Raw genomic sequence first — 20861 nt, 5'->3', positions numbered from 1 at the left:
AATCGACTTCGGGGCCCGACTCCTTGGCCGTGCTGCAGGCGGAGAACCGGCGACTGATCGCGCTCCTGGAGGCAAACGGAATCGAGTGGCGTCTGACGCCTGAACCCGCAACGTCACCTCCGCGACCCGAATCGTCGCGACTCTCCACCGAGGCGAAAGTGGCACTCTTTCGCCGGCGGTTTCGGGGTCGCACGGACGTCTACCCTGTGCGCTGGGAGAGCAGGACGACCGGCCGGTCAGGTTACGCACCTGCCTGTGCGAACGAGTGGCGCGCTGGAGTTTGCGAGAAGCCACGAATCAAGTGCGGCGACTGCCCGAATCGCTCGTTGATCCCGCTTTCGGACGCTGCCATCTACGCCCACCTGGCCGGTGACCAGACGATCGGTGTCTACCCGCTGTTGGAGGACGACAGCTGTTACTTCCTCGCGATCGACTTCGACGAAGCCGAGTGGAGAAAGGATGTTTGAGCTTCCCCTCGAATTTCGTCTTCCAAGGGTCTTTGGATAGGATAGGCGAAATGGAGGTTGGGAATGTTCAAGGTACCGAAGCAGGAATTCACGGCGGAGTTCAAGGAACTGGCGGTCAAGCGGGTTCGCAGCGGCCAGGGGGTCGCGGTCGTGGCGCGCGACCTGGGGTTGGTCGAGCAGACGCTGCGAAACTGGGTGAAGGCGGCGAAGGCGGGGAAGCTCAATCCGCCGGGAGCCAAGGCGATTACGCCGGAGCAGATGGAGCTCTCGCGGGTGCGGGCCGAGAACGCGCGGCTGCGGATGGAGAATGAAATCCTAAAAAAAGCGACGGCGTACTTCGCGAAAGATGCACTGTGAAGTACGCCTGGATCGACACGCAACGGAAGAACTTTCCGCTGCCGACGATGTGCACCACGCTGACGGTGAGCATCAGCGGGTATCGGGCCTGGAAGGGTGGCGGCAGGCCGGATCGCACACGGCTGACCGATGGGCAACTGCTGGCGCTGCTGCGCAGCGTGCACGCGCAGTACAAGGCGGCCTACGGCTCGCCGCGGATGTATCGGGAGCTGCGGGAGCGCGGCTACCAGGTGAGCAAGGCGCGGGTCGAGCGGCTGATGCGGGAGCATGACCTGAGGGCGCGGCACAAGCGCCGGTTCAAGGCGACGACCGATTCCAGGCACGCGCTGCCGGTGGCGGACAACCTGCTGGCCCGGGAGTTTGCGCCGGCGTCGCCCAATCGGGTGTGGACGGCCGATCTGACGTACATCTGGACCGATGAGGGTTGGCTGTACCTGGCCGTGGTGCTCGATCTGTTCAACCGCGAGGTGGTCGGCTGGTCGATCAAGCCGCGGATGACGGCGGATATCGTGGTCGATGCACTGACGATGGCGTGGTTTCGCCGCAAGCCGGCGCCTGGATTGATGCATCACTCCGATAGGGGCAGCCAATACGCGAGCGGCGTGTTCCAGGACAAGCTGGTCGAGTTCGGCATGACCTGCTCGATGAGCCGCAAGGGGAACTGCTGGGACAACGCGCCGACCGAGAGCTTCTTCAACAGCTTGAAGAACGAGCGCGTGCATGGCACCCGGTACGCGACGCGCGAGGCGGCGATCGCCGATCTGTTCGACTACATCGAGGTGTTCTACAACCGCAGGCGCAAGCACTCGACGCTCGGCTATGTTTCGCCGGCGCGGTTCCTGGCCGGTTGGATCAGCAGTCAGCACGAGCAAGCCGTGGCAGCATGACCCCGTTCCCTTGGCGGACGAAAAACAGAGGGAAGCTCAGTTCGGGCCTTCGCCGGTTCGTGCACCGATCTCGGCGTACCGGTGGCGGTCGAGATTTCCCGCTCGGGAAACGGGGCGCACGCCTGGATCTTTTTCGCCAACCGCGTATCGGCCCGGGACGCCCGTCGGTTGGGCACGGCCATCATCAGTCACACCTGCGCGCGCACGCGGCAACTGGAACTCTCGTCTTACGATCGACTGTTTCCCAATCAGGACACCATGCCCAAGGGCGGCTTTGGCAATCTGATCGCCTTGCCGCTGCAGAAGAGGCCGCGGGAGAACGGCTTCACTGTGTTTGTCGACTCCGACCTGCGACCACACCCCGACCAGTGGGAGTTCCTGGCGTCGATCCAGCCGATGTCGCCGCACGACATCGAGCCGACGATCGTTCGGGCGACAGGTGGCGTGCATCCCCTCGACGTGACCTTCATCGACGATGAGGATCTGGCGACGCCGTGGAAGCGCACGTCGCCACCGCCTGCGAAGATTGCGGGCGCGATGCCGATGTCACTCACCGTGACCCTGGCGAACCTCCTCTACTTCGAGAAGGCTGGGCTCCCCCAGCCATTGGCCAACCGCCTGATCCGCCTCGCGGCGTTTCAGAACCCCGAGTTCTACCGGGCACAGGCCATGCGGCTGTCGGTGTGGGACAAGCCGCGGGTGATCGGTTGCGCCGAGAACTATCCCCGTCACATTGCACTGCCGCGCGGCTGCCTCGATGCCGCGCAGGACTTGCTGCGCCAAAACTCAATCCGCTGTGATCTGAGGGACGAGCGCAACGCCGGCGAGCCGATTGGTGCCCGTTTCGTCGGGACGCTTCGAGCTGATCAGGAAGCGGCTGCTGCCGCGATGCTCCATTACGACGTGGGCGTGCTGTGCGCCCCGACCGCATTCGGCAAGACCGTTACCGCTGCCGCGATGATCGCGCGCCGCGGCGTAAACACCCTGGTGCTGGTGCATCGAACCGAGCTGCTCAAGCAGTGGCAGGAGCGATTGCAGACGTTTCTTGGTGTGTGCGGGGACGTGGTCGGGACCCTCGGCGGCGGCAAGGCGAAGCCCACCGGCAAGATCGACATCGCGGTGATGCAGTCGCTGTCCCGCCAAGGCGAGGTCAAGGCCCTGGTTGAGAACTACGGCCACGTCATCGTGGACGAGTGCCACCACGTCGGCGCCGTGTCTTTCGACGCCATCCTGAAGCGATGCAAGGCCAAGTACGTGCTCGGCCTGACCGCCACGCCGATCCGGCGTGATGGTCAGCAGCCGATCATCTTCATGCAGTGTGGACCGATCCGGCACACGGCGGCGAGGCCTGTGGACGCTCCCCACGACCTGGAGGTGCTGCCTCGATCATGCTTTGCTCGAATCGATCTGTCGCCGGCGTCTGGGATTCAGGAGGTGTTTCGGCACCTCGCGAACGATCGGGCGCGGACAGCGGCAATCGCCGCAGAAATCAGGAATGCGTTCGATCAGGGCCGCAAGGTGCTGGTCCTGACCGAGCGCACTGAGCACCTCGACGCCATCCAGGTGGCGTTGGGTGCAGAGGCCCCGCAGCGTTTCGTTCTTCACGGACGGATGTCCAGGAAACAGCGCGCTACGCTCATCGCAGAACTCGATGCGCTGCCACCCGATGCGCCGCGTATTCTGCTCGCCACCGGCAAGCTCGTCGGCGAAGGATTCGACCATCCGCCCCTCGATACCCTGGTCCTGGCGATGCCCGTCTCGTGGAAGGGAACGTTGCAGCAGTACGCTGGCCGGTTGCATCGAGAGCACGCCGACAAGGCCAGCGTTCGGATCATCGACTTCGTGGACGCCGGGCACCCGGCTCTACTGCGAATGTGGGACAAGCGCCAGCGCGGCTACCGTACGATGAGCTATCGGATTGCCGAAGCGCAGACCGTCATGCAGGTCATGCCTCAATCGATACATCCGAACGCGCCTTGATTGATGCACCTGGCGGCAACACTCGGGACGCTCACGCCGACGCCGCTGGTTCCAAGGAGCGGGGCCACCGTGCGGTGGTCTGATTCCTAACGACGAGTTCCGCTTGACAGAACCTGTATTGCGGATCATCATGCAGCATGATTCGCTCGTTCGCGTGCGCCGATACCGAGGCCCTGTTTCATAGCCACTCGATAGCCCGCTTCCGCAACATCGAGCGCGTCGCTCGGCGAAAGCTGCTCCAGATCCACGCCGCCACCGAGCCATGCCTGCGAATCCCGCCGGGCAACCAGCTGGAGGCACTGAAGGGCGACCGCAGGGGCCAGCACAGCATTCGCATCAACGACCAGTGGCGGGTCTGTTTCGTCTGGAAGTCGGACGGAGCGCACAGCGTCGAGATCGTGGACTACCACTAGGAGTTCTAGAAATGCCCAAGTTGCTCGAGGAGATTCATCCCGGCGAGATCCTCCTAGAGGATTTCATGAAGCCCATGGGCATCAGCGCCCGTCAGCTTGCGGCGGACATCGACGTCTCGCCGAGCCGGATCAGCGAACTGGTGAATGGTCAGCGCCCCATCACGGCGGACACCGCGCTTCGGCTCGGGATCTTTTTCGGCATGGAGCCCAGGTTCTGGCTGAACCTGCAGTCCGAGTACGACATGCGGGTCGCAGACCGAGAATTGCGCGCGAAGCTCGCGCCGAGGATCCGCATCTTTCAGCCGACTGCGGCGTGACCGTCCGCGCGCGATACGGCGCGCAATCCGGAGGGTGGGAGCCGTCCCGCGTTCGCAACTAGTTCACTGAAACGGAAAAATCGGCGTGATATCGACGTCTGGGATTGTCGTACTTCCACTTGATGGGCCGAGCGTCCTTGTTGTACTGGCGGATGAATCGCATGATTTTCTTGTCGAGATCCTTGACGCTGGTGAACACGCCACGGGTGATGACACTGCGCTGGATGCGCGAGAACCAGTTCTCGACCTGGTTGAGCCACGACGAGTAGGTGGGCGTGTAGTGCATCTGCACATTCGGGTTGGCCTGCAGGAACGCACGCACCCGCTCGGTCTTGTGGCTGCTGACGTTATCGCAGATCACATGGATTTCCCGGTCGGCCGGTTGCGAAGCCTTGATCTCTTCGAGAAAGGTGACGAACTGCTCGCTGGTGTGGCGGGCGGCGGTCTTGCCGATCACCTCGCCGGTGCGGGTATTCAAGGCAGCGAACAGACTCAGCGTCCCATTGCGCTTGTACTCGAAGCCGTGACTCTCGGCGCGCCCCGGGGAGAGCGGCAGCATCCGGTCCTTGCGGTCGAGGGCCTGGATCGCCGTCTTCTCGTCGACGCTGAACACCGCCGCGTGCTCGGGCGGGTTGAGGTACAGGCCGATCACGTCGGCCGCCTTGGTCTCGAAATCCGGATCGTTGGACATCATGTGGCGGCGCAGCCGATGCGGACGCAGACCGTGCTTCTGCCAGATGCGCTGCACGCTCATGAAGCTGATGTCGCCCAACTCGGCCGCGAGCTTGCGGTTGCTCCAGTGCGTCGAGCCGTCGCGCGGCGTGCGCTTGAGGGTGTAGTTGAGCACTCGCGCCTCGATCTTCTCGGCCGGCTGGCGCGGCGCGCGTCCCGGGTAGTACGACACCAGTCCCGGCAACCCCTGTTCGGCATAGGCACGGGTCCAGCGGGTAATGAAGCCGTCGTTGCACGCCAGTTTGTCGCGGATGTCCACCCGTCGCTCTCCCGCCGACCACAACAAGATGCAGCGCGCCCGACGCACCACCGCCGCACTGCCGTGGCGCGAGCGCGTCAAAGATTGCAAATCCGCCCGATGTTCTTCGCTCAAAGTGATTCGTTCCATACCCCATCATGTGGGGACAATACATCCGATTTCAATGATTCAATGAACTAGGGCGCCTCCGTATCTTCACTGAACAGCAAATGTCGCGATCTCGTCGAATTTGAGATCCGGATTCGCCCTGCGTCAAGGCGACGAACGCTGCTTTGGCACGCCAACAGTGCCGATGTTGGCGTGCGAGCGTCGCGTTAACTGTGTGGGGCCGCCACGCACCGCGCGACAGCGCACGCCCGGAACGTCAAGCGCCCGCCTGCCGCTGCGCCGGTCCTGCGGCGGCCTGCAGATGTCGAGGCCGGGGCCAGCGTCAGGGATTCTCGCCGGCGGCGAGCCTGCGGTCGACGTCCGCGATCACCGCGGGAAGGTCGCGCAGGTCGTCGATCACGTAGTGGGCGCCGCTCTCGCGGATGAGCTTCTCCTTCGAGGCGCGCTCGCGCGCCTCGAGCTCGGCCGGGCTCATCTTCCGCACGGCGTCCCAACTGTCGGCGACGTAGTTGCTCCACTTGGACACGCCCACGCGCCAGCACAGCGGCGCTCCTTCGCCCGCTCCGGAAACCGTGTCGTCCACCTTGACGGTGCGGCGCATGGCGTTCTCGAGGTTGACGACGCCCATGCGTTCGAGGTTCTTGATCACCATGTAGGGCATCGGGCGCGGCATCTCGACATCGTCCCCGGCGCACGAGGTGTCCGGATGGAAGCCCTGCTTGCGCCCTCCCTCGAGGAGGATGTCGAGCATCGCTCGCGTGAACCCCGTGGTCACCCCGATCTTGATGTTCCGCTGCTGCAGGCCCCGCACCACCTCGGCGACACCCGGTAGCAGCTCGTGGTAGTTGCCCTTGCGCAGGAGATCGAGCTGCGTGGGTACGAAATCGGCGAACATCGCGTCGACGTCGCCCTGGTTCGGCTCGCGCCCGAATCGGGCCTTGAAGCGCTCGCGCACCGAGGGCGTTTCGGTGATCGCCTTGATGTGCAGGTCCTTGCGCAGGCCCATCGGCGCGCGCGCCTCGGTCATCGAGATCTCCAGGCCGTACTTCCTGAACACGGCGACGAACACGATCGCGGGCGCGTCGACGTACCGGTCCATCACCGTGCCCGAACAGTCCAGCATGACGTAGCCCACGCTGCGCTGCGTGTTGTCCTGGTCGAACTTCTGCTGTTGCGCCGCGGCGCGGCGGAGGTCGTCCGGCACGCGGCCGACCGGGGAGACGCGATCAATCAGCGATGCAGTCATTTCCAGCCCCTATGGGTTTCTCGAAGGAAGAGTCGCACTGTCGCGGTACGGAGACCGGCGATCGACGCGGCTTCGAGCACACTCTGTTGCCGGTTCAGGAGGCCATCGCTCCTGTGATCGTCGCCGAGAGCCTCGCGTCCTCGAACCGATACGGTATCACGGCCTCCGCGAATGCCCGCCGGAAATCGAGCGTCCTGTCGAGGAACGTTTCCCTGTCCTCGCACTGCACGAGGGTCGTCCTGGCAGCCTTGACGAACGCGGGCGCGCATTCAGGCATGCGCCGCGCCGGAGTCACCCAGCGGCGGCGACGGCCTTGATCTCGATGAGCAGGTTCGGTCGGGCCAGCGCGGCCACGCCGAGAATGGTCCACGTCGGGAAGTCGCGCGTGACGTAGCGCTCCTTGATTTCCCGGAACCGGGCCAGCTGCTCGTCGATGCGCACGTGGTACGACACCAGTTCGACCAGGTCATCGAAGCCCAGGCTCTCGTGTTCGAGGATCGCGCCCAGGCGCTTGAACGCCAGATCGATCTGCTCCTCGGCGGTGTCCGGCACCGTGCCGTCGGGACGAATGCCGACCTGGCCGGCGATGAAGACCAGACCCCCCGCCTTGACTGCGGGCGAATACTGGAAGAGGTCGAACACCTTGTTGCTGCCGAACGTGGGATCGTTCTCCGGCAGGCGAAGGCGTTGGATGTTGTTGGACATGATGGCCGGGACCTTTCAGGACTCGGAAAATCGACACAGGCGACGGACGCACCGGAGCCGGAGTCAGCGCAATGCGCGGAGCGGAGGACGCCGTACGCTCCGTTGGCCGGGTCAGGGCCTCCGCCGTTGACGGCCGGACGTCGTGCCATCCATCTGCGAGCCGGCTGACGATGGCAGCCTGACTCAGGTCCGGTGGCCTTCGGAAGCGCCGGGGCGGCTCCGATCCCGGCCGCCATGCGCATGCGCGGTTCGCGACGCGCGCGGATTGCCGCTCGACCCGGCGTTCGATCAGTAGCACCACGACCGCAGCCGCGAGCGTCCGGCGACCAACACCTCGAGTTCCGCCCGCGCGCCCTTCGGCGTGTCCGGGCTGCACCCCGGTTCGCTGAGCACGTACTCGGTATCGCCGTTGCGAAAGCGCCAGATGCGGTGGAAGCACGACCCGCTGCCTTCGCCGTCGGCCTTGCCGACGAGATCGAGCGCGGGCGGGTCGGGTGGCGCGTGCGGTCTGTTCCACGAGCGGTAGCGCGGGGCCGCGTCGTCCCGGCCGTCGATCACCACACGATGCTGGTCGGTGCTGCAGGCGACGCGCGGCTTCGGCGCAGTCTCGGCTCGCGCCTTCGCCGCCGCGCCGGCGGGCACGTTGACGGTGGTGACGCGAAACTGTCGGCCTCGCCCGACGTCGACCCGATCCACCCAGACTTCGCCGTCGCCGTACATCACGCCGCCGTCGGCCTTGCAGAACAGCGATTCGGACTCCTGCCGGGTGACGGCTGAGCGCACCGCCGGGTCGAACGCCTGCGCGAAGTGCGATTGCAATGCAGCGACGTTGTCGAGCGAGATCCGGCCGCCGTCCGCGTGGTTCACGCGCAGCGGAAAACGCACCAGCAGCGCGAGCGCCGCCGCGTCCTGGGCGTCGAGCGCGGTCTTCAAGGCGCGGTCGAAGCGCAGGAACTCGGCAGTGTCCGCGACTCCGAGGACGGCAAGGTCGCAGCCATCGCCGAGCCGGGTCTCGGCGCGCGCAGGCGACCCGGCGGCGGACGCGAGGAGCGCCAGCAGGATCGCGAGGCATCGTATGCGCATGGAACGCGTGCCTTCCGGAAGCGGCCGTGGCGATACTACAGGAAGGGCGTCCGTCGTTGCCCTCGAACCCGAGGGCGCCGCGCTCGAGGGTTCCCGCGCGATGCGCGGCGACGGCGGCGAGATCCTGCTTTGCGGCGTTCGATTCGCCGCACGCCGAACGGCGTGCTTCGCGGCTCGGCCGCCGCGAAACCTCCATCCAGCGCTGACCGGGCCGGGCGCGTCCGTCGGAAGGTGCCGGATGGCCCATTCCCGCCTTCGCACGACAACGCGACGACCGTGCGGCCGATCGGTCAGCGATCGGTGAGCGGGCGGCGCAACGCCCCCCGATCCGTCAGCGATTCGTTGGCCGCCGCCGATCAGGATGCGCGCCACGACGCCTGGTCCCTGGTATCCGGGGCAGGCAAGAGTCTCTCAGACCACGCTTCGAGGACGACGCCATGAACGCACTTGCCCTGCCTGCCATCCTGGCCTGCGCCGTGCTGCTCCCGCTGCACGCGCACGCCGACGCCGTGAACCCGCAACATGCCGCTGCCGAGCTTCGTCCGGCCGCGGCGCCATCCGCCGGAGCGTCTGCCGCGCAACCGCCCGCGCCCGGTGCGCAGGCCTCCGAGTCGCCGGCTGCGGCGTTCCAGCGGATGTTCGCCCATGCGCCGGCGAGGCCGTCGTCCCCGTTCGGCGCGCCCGTGGACCCGCTGACCCGTGCGTTCAACGATGCACTGTGGGATACGCCCGGCCCGATGATGGGACACGCATCGGTCCGGCTGAACCCGGGGCGCGGCACGCGTTGAGCGACGGGGCGCTCGTGGCCGGGCATCGGCCGTGTGCCGCTCCGGCGGACTACAAGCTGGACGCCGATCACACCTATGCCACGTTCGCCATCGACCACAACGGCGCCTCGATCAACCGCGGACGCTTCGGCGACGTGGCGGGCACCGTGCGCTTCGACAAGGAAGCGCGGACCGGAGCCATCGACATCACGGTGCAGGTGGCGAGCGTCTACAGCGGCTCGAAGGGCTTCGACGAGCATCTGCGCTCGGCCGATCTGTTCGACGTCGCGAAGCACCCCACGATGCGCTTCGTATCGGACCGGCTGGTGTTCGACGGCGAGCGCCTCGTCGAGGTGCCCGGCCAACTCACGCTGTTGGGTCGCACGCACCCGGTCACGCTGAAGGCGGCGCAGTTCCGCTGCTACCCCAACCAGCGCACGAAGACCGAAGCCTGCGGCGGTGACTTCGAGGCCGTGCTCGACCGCACGCAGTGGGGCATGGACTACCTGGTGAAGGCGGGCATGCCGAAGACGGTGCGCATCGGCGCCACGATCGAGGCCTTCAGGCAATGAGTCTGGCGAGGACCTGATTCCGTCGGATGTGCATGGCGCCGGAGGCCAGGCGTCAGGGGGCTGCGCAACATGCCGCGCGCCGCGGCAGTCAGCGCATCTGCAACCGTTCCTGATGGAATCGCGCGGCCGGCAGGTCGTGCGCGATCAGGTCCGCGCGCATCAAGCTCCTTTCGTCATGTAGCCCATCCAGGGCCAGTACGTCAGGCCGAAGACCACCAGCAGCGCGAACGCCGCCACGGTGATGACCGATCCGGTGCGCACGAAGTCGCGCGCCTCGAACGTGTCGGTGCCGTACGCGATCATGTTCTGCGGCGCGTTGACCGGCAGGATGAACCCGAAGCTGACGACGAACTGCAGCAGCATCGTCATCCCCACGGCGTTGATGCCCGGCGTCTCTACGCTGCCGAGCACGCTGATGACGATCGGGATCATCGTCGAGGCGAGCGCGGTCGCGCTGGCGAAGCCCAGGTGGATGACGATCAGGAACACCGACAGCAGCATGAGGATCGCGAAGGCGCTCGCCTGCTGAAGGCCGAGGTGCGTGACGATCAGGGTCGCGAGCCAGCCGGCGGCCTGCGTGCGCAGCAACGCGGTGCCGACGCTGATGCCGACCGCGAAGAGCACCACGGTGCCCCAGGGAAAGCCCTTCTGCGACGCCTTCCAGTCCATCACGCCGACGCGCGGCAGCAGCATCAGCGCGATGGCGGCGATCGTCGTGGACGAAGTGTCGAAGTCGTGCAGCACCTTCTCGGTCGACCAGAAGCCCAGCAGTACGAGCACCACCGTCAGGAGCTTCCACTCGCGCATCGTCATCGGCCCCAACGCGTCGAGCTGCTCGCGGATCGCCGCCCGGCCGCCGGCGATCTCGTCCATCTCGGGCTTCATCATCCGGGTCATGATGAAGTAGAGCGCAATCGTCAGCAGCGCAGAGAACGGCGCGCCGGCGACGAACCACTCGGTCCAGGTGATCGTGCCGCCGAACTGCTTCTCGACGAAGCCCACCGCGACCATGTTCTGCGCCGCCGCCGTCTTGATGCCGATGTTCCACACGCTCGCGGTCTGGGCCGCGGTGATGACGAGCAATCCGGCGAAGCGGCTGCGCCTGTCGACCTTGAAGGCGAGGATGAAGCCCATCATGATCGGCATCAGGCAGGCGACCCGCGCCGTCGTGCTCGGCACGACGAACGAGAGCAGCAGGCCGACCACCATCGCACCGATGACGATCTGGCCCGCACGCGCGTCGACTCGCGAGAGCACGACGAGCGCGATGCGCCGGTCGAGCCCGGTCGCGGTCATCGCCGCGGCGATGAAGCACGCCGCCGCCACCAGCGCGACTGCGCTGCTCGCGAAACCCGACAGCGCGAGGTTGAGCGCTGCACCCGATCCCATCGCTGGCCCGCCAGGCTTCGCGACGTCGGGCGCGAAGGCGAGGCCGAAGATCATCAACGCGCCGATGACGATTGCGCTCACCGCATAGTCGAGCGCCTCGGTCATCCAGACGATGACGGCGAAGGCCAGGATCGCCAGCATCACCTGGCCGGCGGGCGGCAGGCCGGATGCGGGAGGGAGCGCCATGATCGCGACCAACGCGACGACGGCGGCGACGAGTCCGGCGCGTTGCGCGAAGGACGCAGCAGGCGCGGCAGGGGGCACGGAATGGACGAGCGTGGTCATCGGGACTCCGGTTCAGTTGGAACCTGCTGTGCTCATGCTCGGGGCGGGCCGCCGTTCGAGGTGCGGCCCCACCCGTTCTTCGAACCATTCGATGAACGCCGACAGCCGACGCGAGCGCTACCTGCGGTGCGGATAGAGGAACGCGACGTCCACCGGCGCTGCGCGGGCGTCGGGCATCACCTCGACCAGTTCTCCCGCCTGCGGCATCGGCAGCACGCCGAACCGGGAAATCTGGATCATTCCCATCCCCGCGAGGCAGCACGCGATGTAGCCCTCGGCGTTGTTGCCGATCACCCGGCTCGGCACCGCGGTGGTGAGGATCCGGCTGGACACGAGCGTCTCCCAGAGGAGCTCGCGGTCCGTGGAAGTCGACGCGTATCCGACCGCCAGGTGACCTTTCGCGAGGTCGTCGATTCTTCATGCGTGTCGTGCTCGTGCAGGTAGGCGGGGTTCAGGCAGTTGATGAGCGCGAACCGTCCGATCGGGCGCAGCGCGAGGCCACGAACTTGCACGCTGCCGACCCGCACCGCGCAATCGACGCCTTCCTGCGCCGGGTCGATTGCGCGGTCGGTCGAGCCCAATCCGAGCACAAGCCGCGGATGACGTCGCATCACGGTGGGCCGCGAGGGTGCGATCAGGCGCCGGGCGATGCGGCTCGGTACGTCGACGTTGAGCCGCCCGGAAACCGGACGTTCCCGAGCCTGGAACAATTGATCGACGTCCCCGACATCGGAAAGGAGCGCGCGCAGGCGCTCGAGCAGCAGCGCGCCATCGGTAGTGAGGTGGACCGCCCGCGTCGTGCGATGCAGTAGTCGGGTGCCGACGCTCGTCTCGAGTTGCTGCACTGCCGCCGAAACGGATGCGCGCGGCAGTTCGAGTGCGTGCGCCGCGCGGATGAAGCTCCCCTTCTCGGCCACCTGCACGAAGACGCGGTACTGGTCGAGCTTGTCCATCGGATCGCATTGTGGACTGTTCCGCGCACTCCTGTGCGCAACGCGCGACCAGCCGGCGAACCCATCCGCGTCCAGGAAGGCGCGTTCCTCGGGCGTGGTGAGATGCCCCAGCAGCACGTTGCGGTGCGGGAAGCGGCCGAAGCGGCGGACGATTTCGCGGTGCCCGCGGGCGTGTGACATCCATGGCTCGCCCAGCGGTTCGTGCAGCCGCACCGACAGTTCCTGGTCGGACAGGTTCTCGGAGTGGGCGAACGGCAGCAGGAAGAACAGGCGCATCGATCCTTGGAGGTCAAGGGCGCGAGAAGTACCAGATCGCCATCGCCGCGACGGCTGCCGGCGCGACGAAGACGATGGCGAGGATCGGCAACTCCTCGCGCACGGTGTAGCCGGCGTGGCTCACGCCGACCCAGAGGTTGGTGACCGCGACAAGCAGCCAGGCCGGCAGGAACACCTTGCCGGCGAACGCGACCGCCTGCGCCGTGGCACCCCAGAGGTGCCCGAAGAGCAGGAACACGCCGAGCAGGAGCACGCCGCCGACGATAGTGAGGAGCATGTGCATGGAAGTTCCTCCGTCAACCGGAGCATACGCCGGATGCTCGCGATGCCCGGTCTACTTCGTCGTGTATCCGCCGTTGATCAGGATCGTCTGGCCGGTGGTCCACCAGCCGTCGGACACGAGGAAGCGGATGAACGGCACCACGTCCTCGATGTTGGTGAGGCCCGTCTTCGAGAACTTCGACCGCGCCGCCGCCGTCTTCTGGTAGGCGACGGCGTCCGCGCTCTCGGCCGGATAGAAGAATGGCCTGTCCATCGGACCCGGACCGACGGCGGTGGCCGAGATGCCGCGGTCGCCGAAATCCTTCGACGCGGCGCGCGCGCCTTGTTTCGCGAGGTCGCGTGCGATGAGTCTGCCGAGGTTCTTGGAGCCACCGGCGATGAGTACGGTCTTGCCCTTGATCGAATGGTCGGCCATCGGAGTCTCCGGGTAAAGGGACGAACCCGGAGTCCAGGGGGGGCCGCGCGCGATCAGCCGCCGCTGCCGGGATGGATCATCCAATGTGTGCGAACAATCCGCTGTGCGCCTGTGCCCCCGCTTGCCGAAGGTGGGACCCCAAGTCACCGACGGTTGCGATCCGCCCGGCAATACAGCGGAATGGCCTATGCTGGAGGGCGTTGGACGTTGGACTGAGGACAACGGACGAATCGAGGTGACCATGCAGTTCCCGCTCGAAGGCAGGCAGGTCGTCGTGACCGGCGGCGCCGGCGCGCTCGGAACAGTCGTCGTCGGGCGGCTGGTCGAGGCCGGCGCGACCTGCCACGTGCCGAGCCACGGCGCGCGCCGCGCGTCGGCAGGCGGCGGCGACGAGCGCATCCGGATCGTCGAAGGCGTCGACCTCGCCGACGAGGCATCGGTCGACCGCTTCTACGCCGCCGTGCCGTCGCTCTGGGCTTCGGTGCATCTCGCCGGTGGCTTCGCGATGGCGCCGTTCGCCGACACCACGCGCGCGGAAGTGCTGCGCATGTTCGAGACCAACGCGCTGACCGCGTTCCTCTGCTGCCGCGCGGCGGTGCGCGCGATGCGCAAGTCCGGCGAAGGAGGGCGCATCGTGAATGTCGCGGCGCGTCCGGGGCTCGATCCGCGGCAGGGCGCGCGCATGGCGGCCTACGCGACGAGCAAGGCCGCGGTGGTCGCGCTCACGCTCGCGCTCGCCGAGGAGGTGAAGGGCGAGCGCATTCTCGTCAACGCGATCGCGCCCTCGACGCTCGACACGCCGGCCAACCGGGAGGTGATGCCCGCCGCCGACCCGGCGAAGTGGCTCGCGCCCGAGGCGGCGGCGGAAGCGATCCTGCAGCTCGTCTCACCCGCCAACCGAGAGATCAGCGGCGCGGTGCTGCCGATGTACGCCCGCGCCTGACCGGCCGCGTCGCTCGGCGCGCCGGTTTCGAACCCGGCGCGCATGCGCAACCGCCGGAGGGAACCTCCGTCTCCGGCCTAGACCGAGACGGTCACGCGCAGATACGTCGCCGGGATCGACGTCGTGTCCTTGCGCGGGCTGCGGTTGTGCGCCTCGAACAGCCGCTCGAGCTCGCCCTGCAACTCCGCGGCGCGGCCCTTGCCGTCCGCGGCCTCGAACGCGTTCATCGTCGGTCCATAGTACCGGCGGAAGTCCGCGACGAGCGCCTTCGGCGACTGCGGCGAGTCGAAAGTCCAGGTTTCGCGCGAGAACGCGAACTTCTCCCTCGGTATGCCCGCGGCCGCGAAGCGCTCGACGACGTTGCCCTCGACGCCCCAGGTCATCGGGCTCACGAAGCCGTCCGGCGGCGGCGGCGAGTACGCCGAGCTGATCTTGAGGATCTGTGCGACGAGCGTCGGATCACCGGGGATCCAGTTGCCCATCACGATGCGCCCGCCCGGACGCGTCACGCGAACCATCGACTTCGCGACGTCGAACGGACGCGGCGCGAACATGGCTCCGAAGATCGAGACCACGACGTCGAACGACCGGTCTTCGAGCCCGGCGAGGTCGCAGGCGTCGCCTTGCTGGAAGCGGACGTTCGCGAGACCGGCCGCTTTGGCGCGCCGGTTGCCCGCCGCGACCAGGTTGTTCGCGATGTCGACGCCGAGCACGTCCGCGCCGAGCTTCGCCGCGGGCAGTGCGGTGGTGCCGTCGCCGCAGCCGAGGTCGAGGACCCTGTCCCCCTTCGAGATGCCGATGCCCTTGACGAGCGCGTCGCCGCTCTCGCGCATCGTCGACGCGATCCGCGTGAAGTCGCCCTTCTCCCACAGCGCCTGATTCGGATTCATGCTGTCCCTTTCGCGTGTCCCTGGTTGACGGAGGCGCGCACGATGAACGCGCGGCGGGCGAGCGTCAATCGTTTCGGGAGCCGGCGAGACAAATGAAACAGAACACGACGGGGAGTCCGCGCATTGTTTCGCGGCGGAGCGGCGTCAGGCGCAATGCCCCCGGGGTGCGCTGCGCGAAACACTCGGTCCGCGCGCGGCGTCAGGCGCTGGCTGCGAGCGCTCGCGCTTCGTCGAGCGCCTGCCGGTCGCGTCCGACCGTGGCGAAGGCGGTCGTCCTGCCATCCTTCACGTAGCGGAACGCGGCGTCGCGGGCATTGAGGTCGCCCTCGACCCGGATCTCGTCCCACGCGAGCGCGTGGCCGACGTAGCGGATCGTCACGTCGTGGTGCGCGCTCCAGAAGAACGGCACGTCGCGGTAGCGCTCGCGCGCGCCGAGCATGTTTCGCATCGCGACCTGACCCTGCCGCTCGGCGACCACCCAGTGTTCGACGCGCATCGTCTCGCCGCCGGGGCCGCCCGGCCAGCGGGCCACGTCGCCGGCGGCGTAGATGCCCGGATGGGACGTCTGCAGGTACTCGTTGACGACGATGCCGCGGTCCACGGCGAGGCCCGCGGCCTGGGCCAATGCGAGGCGCGGCTTCACGCCCACGCCTACGACGACCAAGTCGGCGGCGATCTCCTTGCCGTCGGCGAGCGTGACCGAACGCGCGCCGATCGAGGCGATCGACGTGCCCATGTGGAAGGTCTCGCCGTGACCCTCGTGCACGCGCCGGATGAAGTCGCCCAGATGCGCGCCCAGCACGCGCTCGAGCGGGTGCGCGTCGAGCGAGACGACGTGCAACCTGAGTCCCCGCGCCGAGAGCGCCGCGGCGACCTCGAGGCCGATGAAGCCCGAGCCCAGCACGACGGCCGACTTCGCTCCCGCGGCGCGCGCGATGATCGCGCGGCTGTCGGCGAGCGAGCGCAGCGTGAAGACATGCGGTGCGTCGGCGCCGGGTATGGGCAGGCGCACCGGCTCCGCGCCGGTCGCGAGGAGGAGGCGATGGAAGGGGTGGCGCGTGCCGTCGGCCATGACCACGGTGCGCGCGAGCGTGTCGATGCGGCTTGCGCTCGTGGACAGGCGCAGGTCGATGCGCTGCTCCGCGTAGTATTCGGGGGGCCGCAGCGGAATCCATTCCTCCGGCGCGCTGCCCGCGAGGTAATCCTTCGAGAGATTCGGGCGGTCGCAGGGGGCGTCGGACTCCGCGGACAGCACGGTGATCTGCCCTTGCCAGCCGCGCCGGCGCGCCATCTCCGCCGCGGCGAAGCCCGCTGCGCCGCCGCCGACGATCACGATGCGCGCAGGCTCTTCCGGAGCGAGCGCGTGCATCGGCCGGGGCGCGGGAGGGGCCTTTTCGCGCACGATGTACCGGTCTTCGTGACGCTCGACCTTCCAGCAGGCGATCGGATCGAACGCGGGCGCACCCAACGCCTCCCCGGTACGAAGCGAGAACGAAGCGTGGTGCCACGGGCAGCGCACGCACTCGCCTTCGATCGCGCCCTCATCGAGCGGCCCTCCGTAGTGGGTGCACGACGCACCGACCGCGAGCACCTCGCCGCCGACGCGCGCGAGCAGCACCGCCTCATCGCCGACGTGGCCGCGCAGCATCGGGCGGCCGCCGAAGTCGGCGAGCGTCACGCCGAGGGTGAAATCGGGGCCCGCGTCGGGACTGTCGTGAGAACTCATGGTCGTGCTCCGTCGCCTGCGCGCAGACGCCGGCAGCGTCGCGCCCGTTGGGTTCCCTGATCCCTCACGTCCCGCTCGCCAGTCCCTCCACCCGGCCCCGTTCCAGCACGCTCGCGACGATGCGGTCGCAGCGCTCGCCGTCGAACGAGAACGCTTCGCCGAGAGTCGCGTCCACCTCGCCCGCGAGTCCTTCGCGCAGCAGGCTGCGGGCGCGGAAATGGCGGCTGCGCACGGTGGCGTCGGGGATGGAGAGCGCCTGCGCGACGTCCTCGACGCTCATCTCCTCGACCTCGCGCAGTACGAACACGGTGCGGTACACCTCGGGCAGGAGGTCGATGCGCGACTCGATCAGCGCGCGCATCTGCGCGCGCATGGCGAGCGGTTCGGGACCGCGTTCAGGCGCGTCGGTGAGCGCCGACTGGACGTCGGGATCGGGAGAGGTCATGGCGGCCTCCAGTGGAATGACCTGCGCGCCGCTCCTGCGCAGGCGCCCCAGGGCCTGGTTGGCGGCGATGCGCACGAGCCAGGTCGAGAGCCGGCTCTGCGCACGGAACGTCCCGAGCGCACGCCAGGCATGGAGCCACGCCTCCTGCACCGCGTCCTCGGCCCGCGCGTCGTCCTTGAGGATGCTGCGCGCGGTGCGGAACAGGAGCCGGTTGTAGCGCCGCATCAAGAGCTCGAACGCGCGGCCATCGCGCGCGGTCGCGCGGGCGACGAGTTCGTCGTCGGAAGCGTTCGTCGACAGCGGCGCGGGCGCCGGCCGGGACACGGCGGTCATGGCTCCTGTCCTCCTGAGTCTGGTCCGATTGTCGCGCGTTCGACGGCCGCGTGCGAGAACACGCCCACTTACCCCTGCCCGCGCTTCATGAGCCCGAGGAACTCGCGCCGCAGGCTCGCGTCGGTGAGGAAGGCCCCGCGCATGACCGAGTTGGTCATCGCGGGCTCGGCGTCCTTCACGCCGCGCCAGTGCATGCAGAAGTGGTCGGCCTCCATGACGACCGCGAGGCCGTCGGGGCGCACGCGGCGCTCGAGTTCGTCGGCGAGCATCACGACCGCCTCCTCCTGGATCTGGGGCCGGCTCATCACCCAGTCGCACAGGCGCGCGTACTTCGACAGCCCGATCAGGTCGGAGTCCGCGTTCGGCAGCACGCCGATCCAGACCCGGCCCATGATCGGGCAGAAGTGGTGCGAACACGCGCTGCGCACCGTGATCGGGCCGACGATCATCAGTTCCTGCAGCTTCGCGGCATTCGGGAACGTGGTGACCGCCGGCGGCGCCTCGTAGCGTCCGCGGAACACCTCGTCGACGAACATCTTCGAGATCCGCCGCGCGGTCTCGGCGGTGTTGTGGTCGCTCCTCGTATCGATCACCAGCGCCTCGAGCACCTCGTGCATCCGCGCCTCCACTTCGCCGCGCAGCTCGTCGAGTTCGCCCGGACGCAGGAACGCGGCGATGTTGTCGTTGGCGTGGCAGCGCTGGCCGGCCTCCGCGATCCGCCTGCGGATGCGCTCGGAGGCGGGGCCGGCGAGGCTCGAACCTTCCCGGCGGAAGACCGGGGTGGCGACGTTGGCGATCATCTCGGGGCTCCTGACGTTGTGGTCATCGACGCATTCCCTGCGGGGGGCAGGGCGGCATCACGTCATCGACGGACCGCCGATCCCGGCACCAGACGGGTGGGGTCGGTGGAAGGAGGATGCTCATGACCATTGGATGCAGGAGTCGCCCGCTGCGTTTCCAGCCGATGCGCACGTTCCATTGCCAAGCGGGGCCGCGGTCCGTGTGCCGGGTCGTACCGTCGCCACCCGGGGCTTCGTCGACGTCTCATCGCGGAATACGCGGCGCGGGTCTTCGGTTAACCTTGTTCTCCACGCGGAATGACGCGCCGCGCGGCTTCCTCCGACGAACCTGCGGACGAGTCCGCCCATCCATGCTCCGCAACACGACGACGCAATGGGGTTGGGTCGCCAAGGGGTTCCACTGGGTCATGGCGGCCCTCATCCTCGTGCAGGTTCCGCTCGGCGTCGCGGCGAGGGCGTGGCGCGTGTCGCCGGCCAAGATCGAGCTCTTCTTCTGGCACAAGTCGCTCGGCGTGCTGCTGCTGGCGCTGATCACCCTGCGTCTGGTGTGGCGCATCGCCGACCCGGCACCGGCGCTGCCCGCGGAACTTCCGGCGTGGGAGCGCGCGGCCGCGCGCGCGAGCCACGCGCTCCTCTACGTCCTGCTCGTCCTGCTGCCGCTCACCGGCTGGGTGGTCAACGCCGCGGCGAACATCCCGTTTCGCGCCTTTCGCGTGTTGCCGCTGCCTGCGATCGTCGGGCCCGACGAAGCCCAGGCCGACGCGTTCGCCCGCGTGCATGTCGGACTCGCCATCGCGCTCGTCGTCGTGCTGGTCGTGCACGTCGCCGCGGCGCTGCGGCACCACGTCGTGCGGCGCAACGACGTCCTCGAACGCATGCTGCCCCGGTGGGGCAGGTCGCGATGAACGCTCGCCCATGGACGCTCCTCGTCGCGGCGATGGCGGTCGCAGCGTCCACCGGCGTCGCGCGCGCGGCCGAGTGGCGTAGCGATCCCGCGGCGAGCCGGCTCGCGATCGCCGCGACCTTCGAGGGCGCGAGCGTGCCGGGTGCCTTCCGCGCGTTCGACGTCCGGCTGCGGCTGGATCCCGCGAATCCGGCAGCGGGCAGCCTCGAAGCGACGATCCAGGTGGCGAGCGCCGACTTCGGCATCGCCGACGTGAACCGGGAGATCGTCAAGCGCGAGTGGTTCGACGCCCTCGCGCATCCGCAGGCGGTGTTCCGTTCGCGCGACCTCGCGCGCCTCGATGCCGACCGCTTCCGCGCGCGCGGAACGCTGACGCTGAAGGGCGTCGCCCGACCGGTCGAGTTTCCGTTCACCTTCGTCGTGCGTCCGGATGGCGCGGCGCTCGAAGGGGCGCTCGTGCTGCAGCGGGGCGCCTTCGGCATCGGCCAAGGCGAGTGGGCGGCGACGAACGTGATCGGCGCCGACGTCAAGGTGAACTTCGCCGTGAAGCTGGTGCCGATGCCATGAACCGGCGCCGGTTCATCCGCGCCGGGATGGCGGCGGCGGTGGCGGCGTTGCTCGCGGCCTGCGCGCCGGTCGCCACGCGGGAGCCGCCGGCGCGCGAAGCCGCGCTGCCGCCCGACTTCCCGGTTGAGTACTACCGCGCCGCCGCGGCGCGCGGCGAGCGCGTCCTCCGCATCGATACCGCGAACTCCCGTGTCGTCATCGAGGTGCGGCGCGAGGGATCGCTCGCGCATCTCGGCCACGACCACGTGGTCGCGAGCCGCGACGTCGCGGGCTACGTCCTCGCCGATGCAGGCCGCGCGGACCTCGCGATCCCGCTCGCGAAACTCACCGTCGACGAGCCCGAGCTTCGCACGGAAGCCGGCCTCGACACGCAACCGTCCGCGGCCGACATCGCCGGCACGCGACGCAACATGCTCGCGAGCGTGCTCGACGCCGAGCGCCACCCGTATGCGGTGATCCATGTGGTACGCGCCGAAGCGCGTTCGGACCGGCTCGCGGTGGCGATCACGCTCCACGGCGTGACGCAGCGCTTCGACGTTCCCGCCCGCATCGAGGCGGACGCCGGGGGGATCGTCGTGTCCGGCCGGCTCTCGTTCGACCAGAGCGCGTTTCGCATCGTGCCGTTCTCGGTCCTGGGCGGCGCCCTCGCGGTGCGCGACCGGCTCGACCTGCGGTTCCGGGTCCGGGCGGTCGTCGACGCCGATCTTCGCTGACCGGGCGGTTCGTCGACACGGTTCGCCTGCTGTCGCACAATGGGCGC

The 20861-nt window shown here is 68.1% G+C and carries 20 protein-coding genes and 4 pseudogenes; 10 read left to right on the top strand and 14 right to left on the bottom strand.

The features are described from left to right. The first annotated feature begins 23 nt into the window (after nucleotides 1–23). The 5 genes and pseudogenes from HS109_18860 (at nucleotide 24) to HS109_18840 (ending at nucleotide 4421) form a co-directional block, all read left to right on the top strand. Nucleotides 24–461, top strand: a pseudogene (locus HS109_18860) (DEAD/DEAH box helicase). 69 nt (nucleotides 462–530) lie between these two features. Next, a protein-coding gene (locus HS109_18855) for an IS3 family transposase (protein ID MBE7524426.1) occupies nucleotides 531–1711 on the top strand; the annotation gives its coding sequence in 2 pieces (ribosomal slippage) (nucleotides 531–783 and nucleotides 783–1711; 1182 coding nt in all). 42 nt (nucleotides 1712–1753) lie between these two features. After that, a pseudogene (locus tag HS109_18850) lies at nucleotides 1754–3691 on the top strand (DEAD/DEAH box helicase family protein). A gap of 137 nt (nucleotides 3692–3828) precedes the next feature. Then, nucleotides 3829–4104 (top strand): type II toxin-antitoxin system RelE/ParE family toxin, encoded by a 276-nt coding sequence (locus tag HS109_18845; protein ID MBE7524425.1) that lies wholly within the window; start codon nucleotides 3829–3831, stop codon nucleotides 4102–4104. An 11-nt stretch (nucleotides 4105–4115) separates the two neighbouring features. Then, on the top strand, nucleotides 4116–4421 hold the full coding sequence (locus tag HS109_18840; GenBank protein ID MBE7524424.1) for a HigA family addiction module antidote protein: 306 nt from the start codon (nucleotides 4116–4118) through the stop codon (nucleotides 4419–4421). A 58-nt stretch (nucleotides 4422–4479) separates the two neighbouring features. On the opposite strand, the gene HS109_18835 is transcribed toward HS109_18840, so the two are convergent. The 5 genes from HS109_18835 to HS109_18815 all read right to left on the bottom strand — a co-directional run bounded on the left by HS109_18835 (nucleotide 4480) and on the right by HS109_18815 (nucleotide 8554). Continuing rightward, on the bottom strand, nucleotides 4480–5541 hold the full coding sequence (locus HS109_18835; GenBank protein MBE7524423.1) for an IS630 family transposase: 1062 nt from the start codon (nucleotides 5539–5541) through the stop codon (nucleotides 4480–4482). Nucleotides 5542–5842: 301 nt separating this feature from the next. Continuing rightward, nucleotides 5843–6766: a phosphonoacetaldehyde hydrolase gene (locus tag HS109_18830; protein ID MBE7524422.1), complete on the bottom strand. Its 924-nt coding sequence runs from the start codon at nucleotides 6764–6766 to the stop codon at nucleotides 5843–5845. A 94-nt stretch (nucleotides 6767–6860) separates the two neighbouring features. Further along, on the bottom strand, nucleotides 6861–7043 hold the full coding sequence (locus tag HS109_18825; protein ID MBE7524421.1) for a hypothetical protein: 183 nt from the start codon (nucleotides 7041–7043) through the stop codon (nucleotides 6861–6863). 14 nt (nucleotides 7044–7057) lie between these two features. After that, a complete protein-coding gene (locus HS109_18820; GenBank protein MBE7524420.1) occupies nucleotides 7058–7471 on the bottom strand; it encodes a RidA family protein in 414 nt (137 codons plus the stop codon). A 288-nt stretch (nucleotides 7472–7759) separates the two neighbouring features. Further along, nucleotides 7760–8554 (bottom strand): hypothetical protein, encoded by a 795-nt coding sequence (locus HS109_18815; protein MBE7524419.1) that lies wholly within the window; start codon nucleotides 8552–8554, stop codon nucleotides 7760–7762. Between the two features lie 361 nt (nucleotides 8555–8915). Between HS109_18815 and HS109_18810 the strand changes: the two genes are divergently transcribed. Beyond that, nucleotides 8916–9893 (top strand): YceI family protein, encoded by a 978-nt coding sequence (locus tag HS109_18810; GenBank protein ID MBE7524418.1) that lies wholly within the window; start codon nucleotides 8916–8918, stop codon nucleotides 9891–9893. Nucleotides 9894–10052: 159 nt separating this feature from the next. On the opposite strand, the gene HS109_18805 is transcribed toward HS109_18810, so the two are convergent. The 5 genes and pseudogenes from HS109_18805 to HS109_18785 form a co-directional block, all read right to left on the bottom strand. Then, nucleotides 10053–11567, bottom strand: coding sequence for a DASS family sodium-coupled anion symporter (locus HS109_18805; protein ID MBE7524417.1), 1515 nt, complete (start codon nucleotides 11565–11567; stop codon nucleotides 10053–10055). A 117-nt stretch (nucleotides 11568–11684) separates the two neighbouring features. Then, a pseudogene (locus tag HS109_18800) lies at nucleotides 11685–12520 on the bottom strand (LysR family transcriptional regulator). 51 nt (nucleotides 12521–12571) lie between these two features. Next, a pseudogene (locus tag HS109_18795) lies at nucleotides 12572–12796 on the bottom strand (DUF924 family protein). A 13-nt stretch (nucleotides 12797–12809) separates the two neighbouring features. Further along, nucleotides 12810–13079, bottom strand: coding sequence for a hypothetical protein (locus tag HS109_18790; protein MBE7524416.1), 270 nt, complete (start codon nucleotides 13077–13079; stop codon nucleotides 12810–12812). Nucleotides 13080–13130: 51 nt separating this feature from the next. Then, nucleotides 13131–13493, bottom strand: coding sequence for an SDR family oxidoreductase (locus tag HS109_18785; protein MBE7524415.1), 363 nt, complete (start codon nucleotides 13491–13493; stop codon nucleotides 13131–13133). A gap of 241 nt (nucleotides 13494–13734) precedes the next feature. Between HS109_18785 and HS109_18780 the strand changes: the two genes are divergently transcribed. Further along, complete coding sequence (locus tag HS109_18780) at nucleotides 13735–14436, top strand: SDR family NAD(P)-dependent oxidoreductase (protein MBE7524414.1); 702 nt, start codon at nucleotides 13735–13737, stop codon at nucleotides 14434–14436. Between the two features lie 77 nt (nucleotides 14437–14513). Here the strand turns inward: HS109_18780 and HS109_18775 are convergent, their stop codons facing one another. The 4 genes from HS109_18775 to HS109_18760 all read right to left on the bottom strand — a co-directional run bounded on the left by HS109_18775 (nucleotide 14514) and on the right by HS109_18760 (nucleotide 18630). Further along, nucleotides 14514–15326 (bottom strand): class I SAM-dependent methyltransferase, encoded by an 813-nt coding sequence (locus HS109_18775; GenBank protein ID MBE7524413.1) that lies wholly within the window; start codon nucleotides 15324–15326, stop codon nucleotides 14514–14516. A 199-nt stretch (nucleotides 15327–15525) separates the two neighbouring features. Next, on the bottom strand, nucleotides 15526–17052 hold the full coding sequence (locus HS109_18770; GenBank protein MBE7524412.1) for an FAD-dependent oxidoreductase: 1527 nt from the start codon (nucleotides 17050–17052) through the stop codon (nucleotides 15526–15528). A gap of 64 nt (nucleotides 17053–17116) precedes the next feature. Next, complete coding sequence (locus HS109_18765; GenBank protein ID MBE7524411.1) at nucleotides 17117–17830, bottom strand: RNA polymerase sigma factor; 714 nt, start codon at nucleotides 17828–17830, stop codon at nucleotides 17117–17119. A gap of 68 nt (nucleotides 17831–17898) precedes the next feature. Beyond that, nucleotides 17899–18630 (bottom strand): GTP cyclohydrolase I, encoded by a 732-nt coding sequence (locus tag HS109_18760; GenBank protein ID MBE7524410.1) that lies wholly within the window; start codon nucleotides 18628–18630, stop codon nucleotides 17899–17901. Nucleotides 18631–18980: 350 nt separating this feature from the next. Between HS109_18760 and HS109_18755 the strand changes: the two genes are divergently transcribed. The 3 genes from HS109_18755 to HS109_18745 are packed head-to-tail and all read left to right on the top strand — an operon-like array spanning nucleotide 18981 to nucleotide 20814. Further along, the gene (locus HS109_18755) at nucleotides 18981–19535 is read left to right on the top strand and encodes a cytochrome b/b6 domain-containing protein (GenBank protein MBE7524409.1); all 555 of its coding nucleotides are present in this window, start codon (nucleotides 18981–18983) and stop codon (nucleotides 19533–19535) included. After that, nucleotides 19532–20101, top strand: a complete 570-nt coding sequence (locus HS109_18750) for a YceI family protein (protein ID MBE7524408.1) — start codon at nucleotides 19532–19534, stop codon at nucleotides 20099–20101. Before HS109_18755 ends, HS109_18750 begins: the two co-directional genes overlap by 4 nt. Before the next feature lie 26 nt (nucleotides 20102–20127). After that, nucleotides 20128–20814 carry a YceI family protein gene (locus tag HS109_18745; GenBank protein MBE7524407.1) on the top strand — a complete coding sequence of 229 codons (687 nt, stop codon included), beginning with the start codon at nucleotides 20128–20130 and terminating at the stop codon, nucleotides 20812–20814. The last annotated feature ends 47 nt before the right edge of the window (nucleotides 20815–20861 follow it).

Source organism: Burkholderiales bacterium, from assembly GCA_015075645.1.
Classification (GTDB): domain Bacteria; phylum Pseudomonadota; class Gammaproteobacteria; order Burkholderiales; family Casimicrobiaceae; genus VBCG01.
The sequence above is the reverse complement of the archived record's forward strand: the minus strand, read 5'-3'. Positions and strand labels throughout refer to the sequence as shown.

Bases quoted from the DNA above. Each gene is read 5' to 3' on its own strand.
- HS109_18845 (MBE7524425.1), top strand. From the start codon at position 3,829: ATGATTCGCTCGTTCGCGTGCGCCGATACCGAGGCCCTGTTTCATAGC.
- HS109_18805 (MBE7524417.1), bottom strand. From the start codon at position 11,567: ATGACCACGCTCGTCCATTCCGTGCCCCCTGCCGCGCCTGCTGCGTCC.
- HS109_18790 (MBE7524416.1), bottom strand. From the start codon at position 13,079: ATGCACATGCTCCTCACTATCGTCGGCGGCGTGCTCCTGCTCGGCGTG.
- HS109_18755 (MBE7524409.1), top strand. From the start codon at position 18,981: ATGCTCCGCAACACGACGACGCAATGGGGTTGGGTCGCCAAGGGGTTC.
- HS109_18815 (MBE7524419.1), bottom strand. From the start codon at position 8,554: ATGCGCATACGATGCCTCGCGATCCTGCTGGCGCTCCTCGCGTCCGCC.
- HS109_18830 (MBE7524422.1), bottom strand. From the start codon at position 6,766: ATGACTGCATCGCTGATTGATCGCGTCTCCCCGGTCGGCCGCGTGCCG.
- HS109_18780 (MBE7524414.1), top strand. From the start codon at position 13,735: ATGCAGTTCCCGCTCGAAGGCAGGCAGGTCGTCGTGACCGGCGGCGCC.
- HS109_18810 (MBE7524418.1), top strand. From the start codon at position 8,916: ATGCGCGCCACGACGCCTGGTCCCTGGTATCCGGGGCAGGCAAGAGTC.
- HS109_18770 (MBE7524412.1), bottom strand. From the start codon at position 17,052: ATGAGTTCTCACGACAGTCCCGACGCGGGCCCCGATTTCACCCTCGGC.
- HS109_18760 (MBE7524410.1), bottom strand. From the start codon at position 18,630: ATGATCGCCAACGTCGCCACCCCGGTCTTCCGCCGGGAAGGTTCGAGC.
- HS109_18825 (MBE7524421.1), bottom strand. From the start codon at position 7,043: ATGCCTGAATGCGCGCCCGCGTTCGTCAAGGCTGCCAGGACGACCCTC.
- HS109_18785 (MBE7524415.1), bottom strand. From the start codon at position 13,493: ATGGCCGACCATTCGATCAAGGGCAAGACCGTACTCATCGCCGGTGGC.
- HS109_18750 (MBE7524408.1), top strand. From the start codon at position 19,532: ATGAACGCTCGCCCATGGACGCTCCTCGTCGCGGCGATGGCGGTCGCA.
- HS109_18820 (MBE7524420.1), bottom strand. From the start codon at position 7,471: ATGTCCAACAACATCCAACGCCTTCGCCTGCCGGAGAACGATCCCACG.
- HS109_18835 (MBE7524423.1), bottom strand. From the start codon at position 5,541: ATGGAACGAATCACTTTGAGCGAAGAACATCGGGCGGATTTGCAATCT.
- HS109_18765 (MBE7524411.1), bottom strand. From the start codon at position 17,830: ATGACCGCCGTGTCCCGGCCGGCGCCCGCGCCGCTGTCGACGAACGCT.
- HS109_18840 (MBE7524424.1), top strand. From the start codon at position 4,116: ATGCCCAAGTTGCTCGAGGAGATTCATCCCGGCGAGATCCTCCTAGAG.
- HS109_18745 (MBE7524407.1), top strand. From the start codon at position 20,128: ATGGCGGCGGCGGTGGCGGCGTTGCTCGCGGCCTGCGCGCCGGTCGCC.
- HS109_18775 (MBE7524413.1), bottom strand. From the start codon at position 15,326: ATGAATCCGAATCAGGCGCTGTGGGAGAAGGGCGACTTCACGCGGATC.